The organism is Exiguobacterium sp. S3 (assembly GCF_018617295.1).
Taxonomy (GTDB): Bacteria; Bacillota; Bacilli; order Exiguobacteriales; family Exiguobacteriaceae; genus Exiguobacterium; species Exiguobacterium profundum.
This window is the reverse complement of record NZ_JACSJW010000001.1, coordinates 518,674-534,194: the sequence shown is the minus strand read 5'-3', so window position 1 is coordinate 534,194 and position 15,521 is coordinate 518,674. Positions and strand designations below refer to the sequence as shown.

The 15,521-nt window shown below is 47.2% G+C and carries 13 protein-coding genes and 1 other annotated feature; of the genes, 7 read left to right on the top strand and 6 right to left on the bottom strand.

The window, feature by feature from the left end; genetic code table 11:
• Positions 1–4 precede the first annotated feature (4 nt).
• The 3 genes from KNO65_RS02810 (at position 5) to ccpA (ending at position 2,918) form a co-directional block, all read left to right on the top strand.
• The gene (locus tag KNO65_RS02810) at positions 5–553 is read left to right on the top strand and encodes a YtxH domain-containing protein (RefSeq protein ID WP_159562547.1); all 549 of its coding nucleotides are present in this window, start codon (positions 5–7) and stop codon (positions 551–553) included.
• Between the two features lie 132 nt (positions 554–685).
• Positions 686–1,777 (top strand): bifunctional 3-deoxy-7-phosphoheptulonate synthase/chorismate mutase, encoded by a 1,092-nt coding sequence (locus KNO65_RS02805; protein ID WP_074036479.1) that lies wholly within the window; start codon positions 686–688, stop codon positions 1,775–1,777.
• Positions 1,778–1,904: 127 nt separating this feature from the next.
• Positions 1,905–2,918, top strand: coding sequence for a catabolite control protein A (gene ccpA, locus KNO65_RS02800; RefSeq protein ID WP_074036481.1), 1,014 nt, complete (start codon positions 1,905–1,907; stop codon positions 2,916–2,918).
• A gap of 49 nt (positions 2,919–2,967) precedes the next feature.
• Here ccpA and KNO65_RS02795 read toward each other — a convergent pair whose 3' ends face one another.
• Genes KNO65_RS02795 through KNO65_RS02785 form a run of 3 tightly spaced genes read right to left on the bottom strand, consistent with a single transcriptional unit; the run spans position 2,968 to position 5,407 of the window.
• Complete coding sequence (locus KNO65_RS02795) at positions 2,968–4,137, bottom strand: acetoin utilization protein AcuC (RefSeq protein WP_074036482.1); 1,170 nt, start codon at positions 4,135–4,137, stop codon at positions 2,968–2,970.
• Positions 4,134–4,766, bottom strand: coding sequence for an acetoin utilization AcuB family protein (locus KNO65_RS02790; protein ID WP_214781578.1), 633 nt, complete (start codon positions 4,764–4,766; stop codon positions 4,134–4,136). The genes KNO65_RS02795 and KNO65_RS02790 overlap by 4 nt, the downstream gene beginning before the upstream one ends.
• Before the next feature lie 11 nt (positions 4,767–4,777).
• A complete protein-coding gene (locus tag KNO65_RS02785; RefSeq protein WP_214693289.1) occupies positions 4,778–5,407 on the bottom strand; it encodes a GNAT family N-acetyltransferase in 630 nt (209 codons plus the stop codon).
• A 155-nt stretch (positions 5,408–5,562) separates the two neighbouring features.
• On the opposite strand from KNO65_RS02785, the gene acsA reads away from it, so the two are divergent.
• Entirely contained in the window at positions 5,563–7,269 is a 1,707-nt protein-coding gene (gene acsA / locus KNO65_RS02780) for an acetate--CoA ligase (RefSeq protein ID WP_074036486.1), read from the top strand.
• A gap of 40 nt (positions 7,270–7,309) precedes the next feature.
• Here the strand turns inward: acsA and KNO65_RS02775 are convergent, their stop codons facing one another.
• Entirely contained in the window at positions 7,310–9,772 is a 2,463-nt protein-coding gene (locus KNO65_RS02775) for a transglycosylase domain-containing protein (protein WP_214781576.1), read from the bottom strand.
• A gap of 169 nt (positions 9,773–9,941) precedes the next feature.
• Positions 9,942–10,139 (top strand) — a binding site (T-box leader).
• 47 nt (positions 10,140–10,186) lie between these two features.
• Here KNO65_RS02775 and tyrS point away from each other — a divergent pair.
• Both tyrS and KNO65_RS02765 read left to right on the top strand, forming a co-directional pair.
• Positions 10,187–11,434, top strand: coding sequence for a tyrosine--tRNA ligase (gene tyrS / locus KNO65_RS02770; RefSeq protein WP_214781574.1), 1,248 nt, complete (start codon positions 10,187–10,189; stop codon positions 11,432–11,434).
• A 96-nt stretch (positions 11,435–11,530) separates the two neighbouring features.
• On the top strand, positions 11,531–12,157 hold the full coding sequence (locus KNO65_RS02765; protein WP_159562542.1) for a GTP pyrophosphokinase: 627 nt from the start codon (positions 11,531–11,533) through the stop codon (positions 12,155–12,157).
• A gap of 35 nt (positions 12,158–12,192) precedes the next feature.
• Here KNO65_RS02765 and rpsD read toward each other — a convergent pair whose 3' ends face one another.
• Together rpsD and KNO65_RS02755 are read right to left on the bottom strand one after the other, a co-directional pair.
• Positions 12,193–12,792, bottom strand: a complete 600-nt coding sequence (gene rpsD / locus KNO65_RS02760) for a 30S ribosomal protein S4 (RefSeq protein WP_031423120.1) — start codon at positions 12,790–12,792, stop codon at positions 12,193–12,195.
• A gap of 223 nt (positions 12,793–13,015) precedes the next feature.
• Positions 13,016–13,498, bottom strand: a complete 483-nt coding sequence (locus tag KNO65_RS02755) for a GAF domain-containing protein (protein WP_012726740.1) — start codon at positions 13,496–13,498, stop codon at positions 13,016–13,018.
• 239 nt (positions 13,499–13,737) lie between these two features.
• Here KNO65_RS02755 and ezrA point away from each other — a divergent pair, with 239 nt between their 5' ends.
• A complete protein-coding gene (gene ezrA / locus KNO65_RS02750; protein WP_031423123.1) occupies positions 13,738–15,468 on the top strand; it encodes a septation ring formation regulator EzrA in 1,731 nt (576 codons plus the stop codon).
• The last annotated feature ends 53 nt before the right edge of the window (positions 15,469–15,521 follow it).

The window sequence follows — 15,521 nt, the reverse complement described above, 5'->3', positions numbered from 1 at the left end:
ACACATGACAGACCAAAAGCAATCAACAGAACAGAATCAATCAAGTAGCGGATTTTTGACGGGTGTCATTCTCGGAGGGATTGTTGGAGCGGCAGTCGCGTTATTGACGTCTCCGAAAAACGGACGTGAAGTACGGACGTACCTTGATGAGAAGACGTCAACATCGCGAGAACGCCTGACTGTCAAATCGAAAGAGATGCGTGAGAAAGCAGAACCGGTCGTAGGGGAATGGATTAAAGTGGCGAGCGATAAGGCGGCACCTGTCCTCAATATCGTAAAAGATAAGGCACGCGAAGCTGCAGAATTGAAGCAACAAATCGATGAAGATGAGCTTTCGATTGAAGAGGCGATGGAAAAAGCAGATCAACTCGTTGCGGAAGCAGAATCGGAAGTGAAGGAACAGATGGACCGCGCGGCTGAAGAAGAAAAGCCATCGAACGCATCGGATTCAGAGTCTGACGATTCGCTCGAAGCACCTGTCAATGAGTTGCTCGACGAGGAATCGAAAGAAGAACTAGAAGATTTAAAGAAAGACTTAAAAAAAAATGAGTAATTCGTAAGGACCGAATGGATTCGGTCCTTTTTTGGTGATTTTGTGTCGTAGAAGGTTTCCTTATGACAAAGCGCACAAAGTTCGATATAATTAGGAATCTGGAAAGAACGGCTTAGGAATGAGAGGGAAACTATGAGTCCACAAGATCAATTGAATCGATTACGTCGAGAAATGGATGAATTGAACCATGAAATGCTCGACTTGCTTAGTCGGCGCGGTACACTTGCCGTCGAAATTGGAAAAATTAAACGTCTTCAAGGTGTCGAACGTTATGATCCGGTCCGAGAGCGAGAGATGCTTGATTTTATTGCCGCATCAAACCAAGGGCCGTTTGAAACGTCACGTCTTCAACATATCTTTAAAGAAGTCTTTAAAGCGTCTGCTGAATTACAAGGAGAAGATCGAGATAAAACGCTTCTCGTTTCGCGTAAACGTCAACCGGAAGACACGTTGGTCCATATGAAAGATGTGACGATCGGAAACGGCCGTCCACAATTGATTGCAGGACCATGTGCCGTAGAGTCTTTCGAACAAGTGAATGCGGTCGCAGAAAAGCTTGCATTGTCTGGTGTTAAAATCATGCGAGGCGGTGCTTATAAACCGCGTACGTCACCTTACGATTTTCAAGGCTTAGGTTTTGAGGGATTGAAACTGTTAAAGACGGCAGCTGACCGACATGACCTACGAGTCATCACAGAAATCATGACTCCTGGCGCAGTGGAATCGGCGTTACCGTATGTTGACATCATTCAAGTCGGAGCTCGCAACATGCAGAACTTCGATTTGTTAAAAGAAGTTGGGAAGACAGACAAACCGGTCTTGTTGAAGCGCGGATTATCCGCTACAATCGAAGAGTTCATTTATGCGGCAGAGTACATTATGGCGAGCGGGAACAGCCAAGTCATCTTGTGCGAGCGGGGAATTCGAACGTATGAACGTGCGACACGCAATACGTTGGACATTACCGCTGTGCCGATTTTGAAGCAAGAGACGCATCTGCCTGTTATGGTAGACGTCACGCATTCGACCGGTCGGCGTGATTTATTGTTGCCAGCTGCAAAAGCGGCCCTTGCAATCGGAGCTGACGGTGTGATGGTAGAAGTGCACCCGAATCCGGCGATCGCCCTCTCGGACGCGCAACAACAATTGGACTTCGATCAATTCGATCAATTTGTGGAAGGACTCACGGTCCAGTTTCCCCAACTTGATTTGGTGAAAAAGTAAGCTTTCCAAATGGAAACGTTTTATATCGCATGAAGACAGGGTAAATGGATGACAGATACCTGTCTTCCTTTTTTAAGACGTTTTATGAAAACTTTTTGAAAATCAGGACTTGTAGGAGGAGTAGTTTATGAATAGTAACAACGTAACAATCTATGATGTGGCACGAGAAGCCGGGGTGTCGATGGCGACCGTCTCTCGTGTCGTCAACGGAAACCCGAACGTCAAACCGACAACACGCAAGAAGGTACAGGATGCGATTGACCGTCTTGGTTATCGTCCGAACGCCGTCGCACGTGGACTAGCAAGCAAGAAAACGACAACGGTCGGTGTCATCGTACCGGATATCTCGAATATCTTCTTTGCCGACTTGGCGCGAGGTATCGAAGATGTGGCGACGATGTATAAATACAACATCATCCTTGGTAACTCAGATTCGAGTCGTGACAAGGAAGTCCATTTACTCAATACGCTATTAGGTAAACAAGTGGACGGTATCATCTTCATGGGTGGACGTTTGCATGAAGATCTCGTGGAAGAGTTCAAAAAATCACCAGTTCCAATCGTTCTCGCAGCGACATTGAACCAAGGATATGATCTCCCGGCTGTCAATATCGATTATGAGCAAGCGGCGTATGACGCGACTCAGATGTTGATCAACCACGGACATGACCGTGTTGGATTCATCACTGGACCACTCGAGCAACAAATCAATGGCGAGAAGAAATTTGCCGGTTACCGCCGTGCTCTTGAAGATGCAGGTCTTCCTTTCCATGAGAACGATATGATTCTCGGAAATTATACGTATGCGTCTGGTCTCGAGGCGATGCAAAAAATGTTGCAACGTGACGATTGTCCGAAAGCCATCTTCGCAGGGACGGATGAAATGGCACTTGGGGTCATCCATGCGATTCAAGATGCAGGTTACTCTGTTCCAAACGATTTCGAAGTCGTCGGTCACGATAACACGCGCCTCGCGACGATGATTCGTCCGAAGTTGACGACGGTCGTTCAACCGATGTACGATATCGGAGCCGTCGCGATGCGTCTCTTGACTAAGATTTTGAACGCGGAAGAAATCGAAGAGAAAAACGTCGTGCTTCCTCACCGAATCGAACGCCGTGACTCGCTTCGTCAGGACTAAAAGAAAAGCTGCCCGTTCATCCATTTTTGAGATGAACGGGCAGCTTTATTTATAAATAAATCGATTTTCGATCATTCGAGATGAACGGCCAAAATGCACGCTTCGTGACTTCCCAATTCTTTTCTTCAATTTGTTGACGCCGCGGGATATGATCAAACGCGTAAAGAGAGTCGTCCCACCGAGTGGGTAACGGTTGACCAGCGACATCGGACCATTGCTCAATCCACTCGGTCGGGATATCTCCGGCATAGGGTGTCTCTCTCGTCAGACCGGCCCACACTTGTGCCCAGGCGCGAGGAACGGCTCGATACCAGTCATAGCCGCCGCCACCAAGTGCGACGAGACGACCATCGGTATACTCGTCTGCCATACGTGAAGCGATTTGGGGAATCTGTTCGAACGTCCGTATCGTTGATGCGAGATGGGTGAGTGGATCAAAGACATGGGCATCCGCACCATTCTGAGTCAGGATGATATCAGGTTTGAACCATTCGCACGCTTCACGTAAAACGGTCTCATAGCAAGTCAAAAATGAGTCATCTTGGGTGAACGCATCGACTGGTACGTTCCAACTATAGCCGTATCCTTTCCCATTCCCTCGCTCTGTCACCATTCCGGTACCCGGGAAGAGATAGCGACCTGTCTCGTGTATGGATAAAGTCATCACATCATCATCGTCATAGAAGAGCCATTGGACCCCGTCCCCATGATGCGCATCCGTATCTACATAGAGAACGCGCGACCCGTATTGTTTTCTCACATGTGCGATGGCGACGGCCGCATCGTTATAGACGCAAAATCCTGATGCTTTGCGCCGCATTCCATGATGTAGACCGCCCCCAACATGGAAGGCTCGCTCTGCTTTGCCGCTCGCAACTAGATCGAGCGCATGAATCGTCCCACCGACAAGCCGTGCGGCTCCCTCGTGTATCGTCGGAAAGATGGGAGTGTCTTCCGTACCGAGACCAAATTTATTCGCTTTCAGCGTAGAAAGTTCTCCTGCCGCCGCAGCTTGTACGGCTTCGATGTAGTCAAAGTCATGAACGAGCGCTAACGCTTCAACCGAAGCGAGTGGAGGAGACACACATTCCGATTTGGAGAGTTTTCCGGCTGCAATCAGAAGGGATGTCGTCAATTCCAGTCGTAACGGATTGAACGGGTGATCCTCATGAAAGCGATAAGACGTCTCGTCTTCGCCAAATATGTAAATCGGTCTCATCGTGACATCTCCGGACCGAGGACATCATACCCTTCACGTTTCAACCGTTCGATGATTCGGAGCGGGTTCATCGTCTGGACGCGGAAAGAGATGATACGTTTATACGGATCGCTCGTCGGATGAACGAAGACGTTGATGATATTGACGTTTGTTTTGGCGAGGAGTCGGGTCACTTTTTCGAGTGTGCCGGTCGTATTTTCGACGAGAATTTCAATTTGCGAACTCGGTTCGAGTGCGCCTGTCAATTGCACGAAGTAACGTAATAAATCGGTCTCTGTCAATACACCGACGAGTTTCCCTTGTTCGACGATGGGGAGACAGGTTAGCCGGTTTTCGTAAAATAACGCAGCTGCATCTTCAAAGAAATCGAATGGATGCGCTGTCGGTACCTCGGATCGCATGATGCTCGATACAGGGTTTTGAAAGTCTGCGTTTTCACTTTCGGGATGAAAGACGCTCGTCGCACCACTCAGCTCGAATTGGCCGACAATCCCGACGACTTGTCGAGCGGGATTTGTCACAATCAAATGTCGGACACGATGTTCACGCATTAATTTTGCGGCATGGGCAATCGTATTGGTCGGTTGAATCGTCACGACATGTCGATTCATCATCTGTTCGATTAACATGAAATCCCTCCTTAGTCGTACATAAATCGTCGGCGAAGACGAAGTGAATCAAAATGGTCGATTGATTCTTGTCGTACGTTTTTTCCGATACGAGCCATCAAACAGTTGGCAGGATGGGAGGCAATCTCAGGATCGTCTGTCGGGAAGAAAACAAGTCCACCGTGATTCATCATCTTCTCCATGACTTTTCGATAATCCCAAATCGAGAGTCCACTACCTTTCAAATCCCAGTGCCAATAATATTCGGTCGTCAAAATCAAAAAGTCATCCATATGTGGGTCCATCATCGATACTTCGAGTAATTGTTTCCCGATTCGTTGACCACGGAAGCGAGGACTCACCTCGATTGCCCCGAGTTCAAGGATGTATGGGTCGTTTCCTTCACTCCAACGCTCATACGGGTCAGGATAGAGGAAAGTCACGTATCCAATCACGAGATCGTCTTGCCTGGCGACGATGATTCTTCCTTCTTTTAACCCAGCAATATCGACGAGTGCTTCGTGCTGATCTTCCGGTTCACGAAAAGCTGTCAATCCTTCATCAAGACGATACGTCTGTAACACGTCAGGCGCCACCGGACCATCAATCGTGACGTCACCTTGTGAGGTCTGCCACACTTTTGAATGATATTGTTTTTCCATAGGGTCACCACCTTTTCCATCTCTTATTATAGCGCTTTCATCAAGCTGGAATCATCCTGTTTTGATGAAATTGGAAATTCATTGATTTGTCATAATTTTAACACTATACTGAAAGTGGTTATACCAATCTTTACAGGGGAGGCGAATCTTTAGCGATGGAAAAATTGAAAGCGTTAACAGGGGAACATCAATTAGCGTCGTATGAAGAGGCTTGTCAGTCGTTTGAATGGACACAAGCAGAAGCATTGTTTTCATGGAATTTGACGGGGAAAGTCAATTTGGCATATGAAGCCATCGATCGCCATGCGGAAAGTGAATTGGCGACAAAAGTGGCACTGCTTTATTTCGATGGGGATCGAGAAGAGCGGTACACGTATGCGGATATGAAGAAAGAAAGTAATCGTTCTGGTAATGTTCTGAAGTCGATTGGTGTGGAGAAAGGCGACCGCGTCTTTATCTTTATGCCACGTCAGCCAGAACTTTATTTTATTTTGCTCGGTGCAATCAAACGAGGGGCCATCGTCGGTCCATTGTTTGAGGCGTTCATGGAACAGGCGGTTCACGACCGTTTGCTCGACTCGGAAGCGAAAGTGATTGTGACGACGAAAGAACTGTTGCCGCGCATTCCGGTCGATCAGTTGCCTCATTTAGAGACAATTCTACTCGTTGGGGACGATGTCGAAGAGTCGGAAAAGGTGCTCGATTATCGTAAACTGGCGAACGATGCGACGACAGATCTCGAATTGACGTGGGTCGACCGTGAAGACGGTCTGATTTTACACTATACATCGGGCTCAACAGGAAAACCAAAAGGGGTTCTCCACGTCCATAATGCGATGATTCAACATATGATGACCGGCAAATGGGTACTCGATCTTCAACCGGATGATATTTACTGGTGCACGGCTGACCCTGGATGGGTGACGGGGACGAGCTACGGTATTTTTGCGCCTTTCTTAAATGGTGCGACAAACGTCATCGTTGGTGGACGCTTCAATCCTGAATTTTGGTATTCGGTCATTGAACGGTTTGGCGTGACAGTTTGGTATAGTGCCCCGACGGCGTTCCGCATGCTCATGGGCGCTGGCGACGAAGCGTTTGAGAAGTATGATTTGTCTTCACTTCGTCATATTTTATCCGTCGGTGAGCCGCTAAATCCAGAAGTCATTCGTTGGGGACACGAAGCATTTGATCTTCGAATCCATGATACGTGGTGGATGACAGAAACCGGTGCGATGATGATTTGTAACTATCCGACGATGGACATCAAACCGGGCTCAATGGGGAAACCGATCCCAGGTTGCGAAGCGGCTATTTTGGATGACCGGGGTCAACCACTTCCACCACACCGAATGGGGAACTTGGCACTCAAGACGCCTTGGCCGTCGATGATGCGGAAGATTTGGAAGAACGATGCGAAGTATGAGAGTTACTTCTGGGGAGATTGGTATGTGTCAGGTGATTCTGCTTATATGGACGAAGACGGCTATTTCTGGTTCCAAGGTCGGGTCGACGACGTCATCATGACAGCAGGAGAACGGGTCGGACCGTTTGAAGTGGAAAGTCGACTCGTGGAACATCCGGCTGTGGCTGAAGCGGGTGTCATCGGAAAACCGGACCCGGTCCGAGGTGAAATCATCAAAGCGTTCATTGCGCTACGTAAAGGTTATGAACCGTCTGATGAGTTAAAGCAAGAAATCCAGCAGTTCGTCAAAGAAGGATTGGCTGCGCATGCGGCACCACGTGAAATCGAATTCAAGGACAAGTTGCCGAAAACGCGAAGCGGGAAGATCATGCGTCGCGTCTTGAAGGCTTGGGAATTGAATCTTGAAACAGGTGACCTCTCGACGATGGAAGATTAAGATAAACAAAGGGTCGACACATCGTGTGTCGACCCTTTGTTTATTCACCGTTAGCATCAGCATCGGCTTCTTCTTCAGCTTGTTGTTCGGCTTCTTGTTTAGCCTCTTCTTCAGCTTTCTTCTTCGCGTCTTCCTCAGCTTTTTTCTTTGCTTCGGCGTCTGCTTTTTGTTTAGCTTCTTCTTCAGCTTTTTTCTTAGCGGCAGCATCGGCAGCAGCCTCTTGTTTCTTCTCCTCAGCTTCTTTCTTTGCTTCTTCGGCCTCTTTCTTGGCCTCTTCTTCTTTCTTCTTCTCTTCCTCTTCTTTTTCTTTCTCTTCTACTTTCTTCTTCTCAGAGAATGAACCTGAGTCTTGGAAGTCTTTCGAAGTGACGGTTGAAGGTTGTGAGAAGCGGGCGCTGACGCCTAGAGCTTCTGGGTCATCCGCATAGACACGATTCATCGTTTGCGACCAGATGCGCTGTGTCCGTTGATAGTAACGTCCATAATCCCAACCATCTAGCATTGAGAGGCGTTGTGAATCATAACCTGACCAGACAGCGAGTGTAACGTTCGGGTTCGACCCGACCAAGTACGAATCACGTTGATCGTTCGTTGTACCGGTTTTACCCATCCAATCGCCAGGAACGCTGAGCAATGATTGTGCATATGTCGCAGTACCTGACGTGTAGACGTCGCGGAGCATATCCACCACGAGATAAGAGGTACGTTCTGTGAAAATACGCGTTTTCTTCGGCTTCGCTTCGTAAATGACTTCACCTTGATATTCGATTTCTTGGATGAAGTGCGGCTCCACGTGTTCACCGTAATTTGCTAGCATCGCATAAGAGGCGGCCAAATCGATAGGCTTGACTTCCCCGGTACCGAGTGCCATCGCTGAAGCATAACGGTTTCCTTCAGATACCGGAATTCCCATGTCGACTAATTTCTGCGTATCAGCAGGTTTTTGGTTACGTTCTTCATAAATCTTAACAGCCGGAACGTTCAAGGAGAGCTTGAGCGCATCGCGTACTGTGACAGCACCGCGATACGTTTTCCCTTCGTTTTGAACTTGTTTCTTCGGTTGTCCGGGACCAGTAAACTTATAGAAATACTCCTCGTCAATGATTTGAGTGGCAGGTGTAATCATGCCAGCTTCAATCGCATTTGAATAGACAAGAATCGGTTTTGCAGTCGATCCGATTTGACGTTCTGCCCAGAAAGCACGGTTCAAATCGTCGGTCTTGCCATTGATGTAGCGACCTCCGACGAATCCGAGTACTTTCCCGGTCTTATTCTCAATCATGACAGAAGAGGTTTGTTCAGGAAGTGTGCGGTTCTCATCTTCAATCGTTTGATTCGGTCCGAAGTTGCCAGCGTTTTTAGCCGGTTGTTGCATCGCTTCGTGAATTTCTTTATCCAATGTCAAACGGATGTTGAACCCACCTTGACGCAACATGTTATGAGCACGCTTCGCATAAGTCGAACGGACAGAGTCCTGTTCCTCCGAGCTCAACTCATTGATTTCAATCCCATCTTGCTCCAATAGATAATCCGTTACGATTTGGCGTGCTTGAAGTTCTGCTTCGTCTACCACGTACGGATATTTGTCGCGAGGCTTCGTCTGAGTCTGCATGAAGTCTTGTGTGATGTCGTAGTTATAAGCGGCATCATATTCTTCTTTCGTGATCTTTCCTGCAACGTACATGCGGTTCAATACCGTTTTCATTCGGTTAACCGCACCCGATACGTCCTCTTTGATGACGCCACCTTGATAGTAAGGTGTGTAGAAGAATGGGTTTTTTGGGATACCGGCAAGGAAAGCGGCTTGTGGAAGTGTCAATTTCTCTGCCGAAGTATTGAACACACCGCGAGCGGCGGCCTCAATCCCTGAAATGTTACGTCCCATCGAGTTACGTCCGAATGAGACAACGTTCAGATAGGCGTTTAAAATTTCATCTTTGTCCATCGCCTTCTCTAGACGAAGGGCGAGTAATATTTCTTTTGCTTTCCGTTCGAAAGATACTTCGTTCGTCAACATTTGGTTTTTAATCAATTGTTGCGTCAACGTTGAACCACCCGTGCGATCTTCAGATCCTGTTGCTTCTTGTAAAATAGCGCGTAACGTCGCTTTTGGAACGACGCCATCGTGCTCATAGAATTCGACATCTTCCGTCGCAAGTAGTGCATCGACAACGTATGGAGAAACTTTTTCTACTGGAATCGGGATTCGTACCTCATCGGTCGTATAGTTCCCGATGCGCTCCCCGCTTCCGAAGTAAATATTGGAAGTCGATGTATACGTATTGATTTGCGCAGTCATTGTCTTGTAGGCCGGGGTCGGCATATCTTTGACGAGTGACGCGAAATATCCGACACCAATTCCAGCACCTAAAAACCCGATGAGTACAACAGAAATGATGGTCAGGAGTAGGACGTTCCACGACACATCATACATAACATTGGCATAACGACGTACTTTCAATGACGTCGGATTATTCCATAAGTCTCGAATCTTCTGCAGCATGACAGCCTCCTTAAATATGGTGTAAAACTATTTTAGACAGTAATATATTCGATTATAGCACAATTCAACCTACACCTTACCTCGAAACCGAAGTCTCGTGCAAGTTTCATTGTAAGAGTTGACAAGTTGAAAACGATGCTTATAAAATGAATAGCATAGTCAACAATAAGATGACGCTGTGAAGAAAGCGAAGTAGTCGACGGACCTCTTGTCCAGAAAGCTAGTGGTTGCTGTGAACTAGCCAATGTCAATCGATGAATTACACTTTTAGAGCGTGCCTTTGGGCCGGTTCGAGACCGTTATCTCTCGCTCAAGCGGTCGCAAATTGCGACAAGTAGGGTGGTACCGCGGAATCTCCGTCCCTTCTCATATGAGAAGGGACGTTTTTTTATGTCAATTGAAGGAGTGGAACAGATGGAACTATTAAAAGACTTAGAGTTTCGAGGGCTTGTCAACCAAATGACAGATGAAGAAGGATTGAAAGAACAACTGAAACAACCGACGACGTTATACACGGGATTTGATCCGACAGCGGACTCGCTTCACATCGGGCACTTGCTCCCGATCTTGACGCTAAAACGTTTCCAGCAGGCCGGCCATCAGGTCATCGCGCTCGTCGGTGGGGCGACAGGGATGATTGGTGACCCGTCTGGTCGTTCGGATGAACGTTCACTAAACACGTTGGATACGGTCAAGCTCTTCTCCGATCGCATCAAGGATCAGTTGAGCCGATTCCTTCCACTTGAAGGGGAGAACCCGATCACGATTCGCAACAACTACGAATGGACGGAAGAGATGTCAATCATCGACTTCCTGCGCGACATTGGGAAGCACTTCCCAATCAGTTACATGCTTGCGAAAGACTCTGTCGATTCACGTATGGAGAACGGGATCTCGTATACAGAGTTCTCTTACATGTTGCTCCAATCTTACGACTTCTTGAAACTATACGAGACAGAGAAATGTCGTCTTCAAGTCGGTGGAAGTGATCAATGGGGGAACATCACGGCAGGTCTTGAATTGATTCGTCGCTTTGGTCACTCTGAAAAAGCGTTCGGTCTCACCGTGCCACTCGTCACAAAGTCGGACGGACAAAAGTTCGGGAAGACAGCGGGCGGTGCAGTTTGGTTAGATGCGGATAAGACGTCGCCATATGAGTTCTACCAGTTCTGGATCAACGTCGACGATGCAGATGTCATCAAGTTCATCAAATACTTCACGTTCATGTCGCATGAAGAGATTGAGGCACTTGCAGCCGAAGTGACAGAAGCGCCTGAAAAGCGCGTGGCACAGCGCCGACTCGCAGAAGAGATGACAAAGCTTGTCCACGGTGAAGCAGGACTTGAACAAGCGGAGCGCATCACGAAAGCGTTCTTTAGCGGAGATTTGACGTCGCTTCAACCGGAAGATATGGAAGATGCGTTTAAAGGCATGCCGCAATTCGAACTTGACGGTGAACGCAACCTTGTCGACCTCCTCGTCGAAGCGAAGATCTCACCATCGAAACGTCAGGCACGTGAAGATGTGACGAACGGAGCGATTTACTTGAACGGCGAACGTGAACAAGCGCTCGATAAAATGATTACGCGCGAAGACACGCTCGGTGAATTCACCATCATTCGCCGTGGTAAGAAGAAATACTTTGTGATTCGTCACATATAATCACGATGTCCGTTCCTCATTTGTTGAGGAATGGACTTTTTTTATACATGACGTGCGGTTCGGATTTGCTAAAATGGGAAGATAGGAGGGATGACGATGGAGATAGAAGAATTTTTCGGTGAGCAGTTCCATCAATGGCGCGAACACTTTCGTTATTATGAAATGGCGATCACGGAACTTGAGAGCGATCTCGGGATCATCGACTTGGACTGGCAGACGAGACTCGGGTATTCACCGATTGAACATGTGAAGACGAGAATGAAGACATTGCCGTCCATCGTGCGCAAGATGAAACGGAAAGACTTGCCTTTGGAAGTTTCGGCGCTTTGGGAACATGTGCACGATGTGGCGGGCATTCGGATTGTTACAAGCTTCCGCGACGATATTTATGAAATCTTGCGTCATCTAGAGGCGCGAGATGATTTAGATATCATCGAAATCAAAGATTACATCAAACATCCAAAACCGAGCGGGTATCGGAGTTTACATCTCATCGTGAAAACGAAAGTCTACTTGGCAGAACGAATCATCTGGGTGCCTGCGGAGATTCAGATTCGGACACTCGCCATGGACTTTTGGGCGGCAACGGAACATAAGCTTCAGTACAAATATCAACATGCCGTGCCAGAATCATCGAAAGAAGAGCTGATTGAAGCGTCACTCATGGCGGATGCCCTCGATACGCAAATGGGACGCATTCGGCAAGAAATTTTGAAGAAATAAAAAAATCCCCTTCGTGAAGAAGGGGATAAAAAGCATTAACGTGAGTAGTACTCGACGATGAGTTGCTCTTTGATTTGGTCGTTGAGTTCAGCGCGTTCTGGGAGACGTACGAATGTACCTTCGAGTTTCTCAGCGTCAAACGATACGAAGTCTTTTGTAGCTGGTGCTACTTCAAGTGCTTCAGCGATTGCTTTTACGTTTTTCGACTTTTCACGAACAGCGATAACTTGACCTGGTTTTACGCGGTAAGACGCGATGTCAACGCGTGATCCATCAACAGTGATGTGACCGTGGTTGACGAGTTGGCGTGCTCCACGACGTGTGCGAGCGAGGCCGAAACGGTAAACGAGGTTGTCGAGGCGTGATTCGAGCAAGAACATGAAGTTCTCACCGTGGATGCCTGGCATTTTACCAGCATCGTTGAAGATGCGGCGGAATTGCTTCTCGTTCACTCCGTACATGTGACGAAGTGCTTGCTTCGCTTGAAGCTGAAGACCGTATTCTGAGATTTTCTTACGACCATTTCCGTGTTGACCTGGTGCGTAAGGACGTTTTGCTAATTCTTTACCCGTTTCGCTAAGCGAGATGCCTAAGCGACGCGAGAGTTTCCAAGCTGGACCTGTGTAACGAGCCATGATTGGACTCCTCCTTGTTGTTCATGTATTTTGCACAAAAGAACAACGGTGTCAAAGACGAGTAACGCCCCTTTCTAGGTGCAAGCACCTTCACTTGATAGCGAAGCTACGAGATGCCCCTCCGACAAAAGTCGAGGCCCGAAAGGTGGATACGTTTGTCTGTGACTGCTATCGTCATTTCATGCACAAAGATGAGTATACGATGAATACCATCTCTTGTCAATCAAATATAGCGAAGAAGTGTTTCGCAAAAACGTTCGAGTCCTTGACGGTCGATTTCTGAGAAACGGTCGAACTCCGGGCTGTCGATATCGAGCACGCCGATTGTTTTCCCGTCACGTACGAGAGGGACGACGATTTCAGAATTCGAAGCCGCATCACATGCGATATGACCAGGGAATTGATGAACATCGGCCACGAGCTGTGTTTCTTGTGTAGCTGCCGCAGTTCCACAAACCCCTTTACCGAACGCGATGTGAACGCAAGCCGGGAGTCCCTGGAATGGTCCTAAGATTAGACTGTCTTCAGAATCAGTCACGTAGAATCCGACCCAGTTGATCCGATCTAAAAATTGGTTGAGTAAAGCGCTGGCGTTGGCAAGGTTGGCCACTGTATTTGTTTCGCCCTCTAATAATGCGGCGAGTTGCTTGTTTAATAGTTCGTAACCGGCTGTCAAATCACCTGAGTACGATGTCGTTTGGAACATATAAATTCCCCTCCATCTTTCGTGTTTTTAGAATTTAGCATTATGGTACACGCAAATTTAAGATTTGTCTTGTTAGAAAGTTCCGAAAAAATGAACAATCTCCACTGAAACCATTGGAAAACCTATGCAAATCGTTGGTTCTATAATATGATTAGGTATATCTATTCTTATAAAATACTTCTTTTTTTTAATATAAAGGTACATAAGTCCACGAAAGCGGCTTGGAGGTTGTGAAAAAGATGGATTACGGAATTTATGGATTAATCATTGGAATCATCGTCGTCGTATTAGGCGGCATGTTGGGGAGTATGCTCATTCGAAGGAATTTTTACCAAAAAATTGACGACTTGGATATGAGGAAACAAAGTGTGCTCAGTGCGAGCATACCCGTCGAACTCCAGAAATTCAAACAGTGGCCGATGGAAGGGGAAACAAAAGAAAAGTTTGATCGTTGGCATCAATCTTGGGATGAGTTAGTCAGTGTACATGCAGGTCAAATCGATGAAGCGTTATACCGGGCTGAGGAAGACTTGGATAAATATCGTTTCATGAAAGTCAAAGCTGACTTGAATGCAACTGAACAACTCATTGAAGAGCTCGAGACGATGGTACACGCCATGCTCGATGAGATGGATGAATTTACGACGCATCACACCTCGCTTATGGACATTGTGAAGCAGGATGAGAAAGAGTTGTATCAGTTCCGCAAGACATTGAATTCACAAAACCATGCGTTCGGACCAACCTATGCATTGGTGGAACAAGAGATTGCCGCTGCCGAGGCGAAACGCAGTGAGATGATCAACTTAAAGCAGGTCGGTCAAGTTTCTGAAGCATTTGAAACCGGACAAGCCTTATCGAATCAAGTAGGACACATCCGTGAACTGATTCGGATCATTCCGCAATTTGTACGTACGGTTCAAGTGGAACTGAAACAACAACTTCAACAACTCCGGGCTGGACATAAAGAAATGCAAATGGACGGGTATGCGCTTGAACCACTTGGATTAATGGAAGAAATCGATCAAGCGGAAGATCGTCGAGAAGAGTTGATGGCTCGAATCGAACGCTTGGAATTTGATCATTTTGAAGAGGACATGCAACAGTTGAGCTCGGATATCGATCAATTATTCGAAGCATTCCGAACAGAGGTCGATGCCCGCCAATACGTGAAAAAAGAATTTGCGACGATACAAGAGCGCGAATTGCAATCTGCCGAAATCATGAATCACTTACAGACGGAAATGTCTCGACTTGTAAGCAACTATGAAATCAATGCACGCGTCGGAGAAGAATTCGAACAATTAGAACGTGAACGAACGACTCTCACGGCGAATGTACTTGATATTGAACAAGCTCTCGTCGCGCAAATGTTACCGTTTAGTATGATCAAATCCAAAGTGCAGGAAGCGAAACGGTCACTTGACCAATTCAGTGCCATGCATGAGCGTTTCATTGAGGATACGAATTCATTACGTAAAGAAGAGCTTGAGGTCCGTCACAAGTTAGAAACGTGGAAAAAAGAATTGTCTGGGCATCGTCGCCTGTTAGCGAAAAGTGCGATGCCGGTTGTTCCGAATGATTTGTCAAACGACTTACGTCAGCTCCAAAAAGGTGTCCAGTCGTTAGACGAACAGTTTGACAAGGCACCGTTCAACATGACGTATATCGTCGGGCTTAGCCATGATGTCGAAGAGATGATGGATAACTTCCGTGACCGTGTCCATGCACTGATTCGTCAAGTGACGTATGCGGAACAGTTGCTCCAATATGCAAACCGCTTCCGTCGCCGTGACAACGAGGTCCATATCGCCTTGACGCTTGCGGAAAACAAGTTCTTGCATGGAGAGTATGGCACTGCGGTCGAAATCGGTGAGCGGGTGCTCGGTCGATTCGATGAGAACGGAGCCAATGAAATTCGTCAACGTGTGGATAAAGGGTTAGAACAGCAGGAATTGCTAAAAAAATAAACGATGCATGAAGATTGACGGAAACGGGAAAAACGTAGACGTCAATCTTTTTT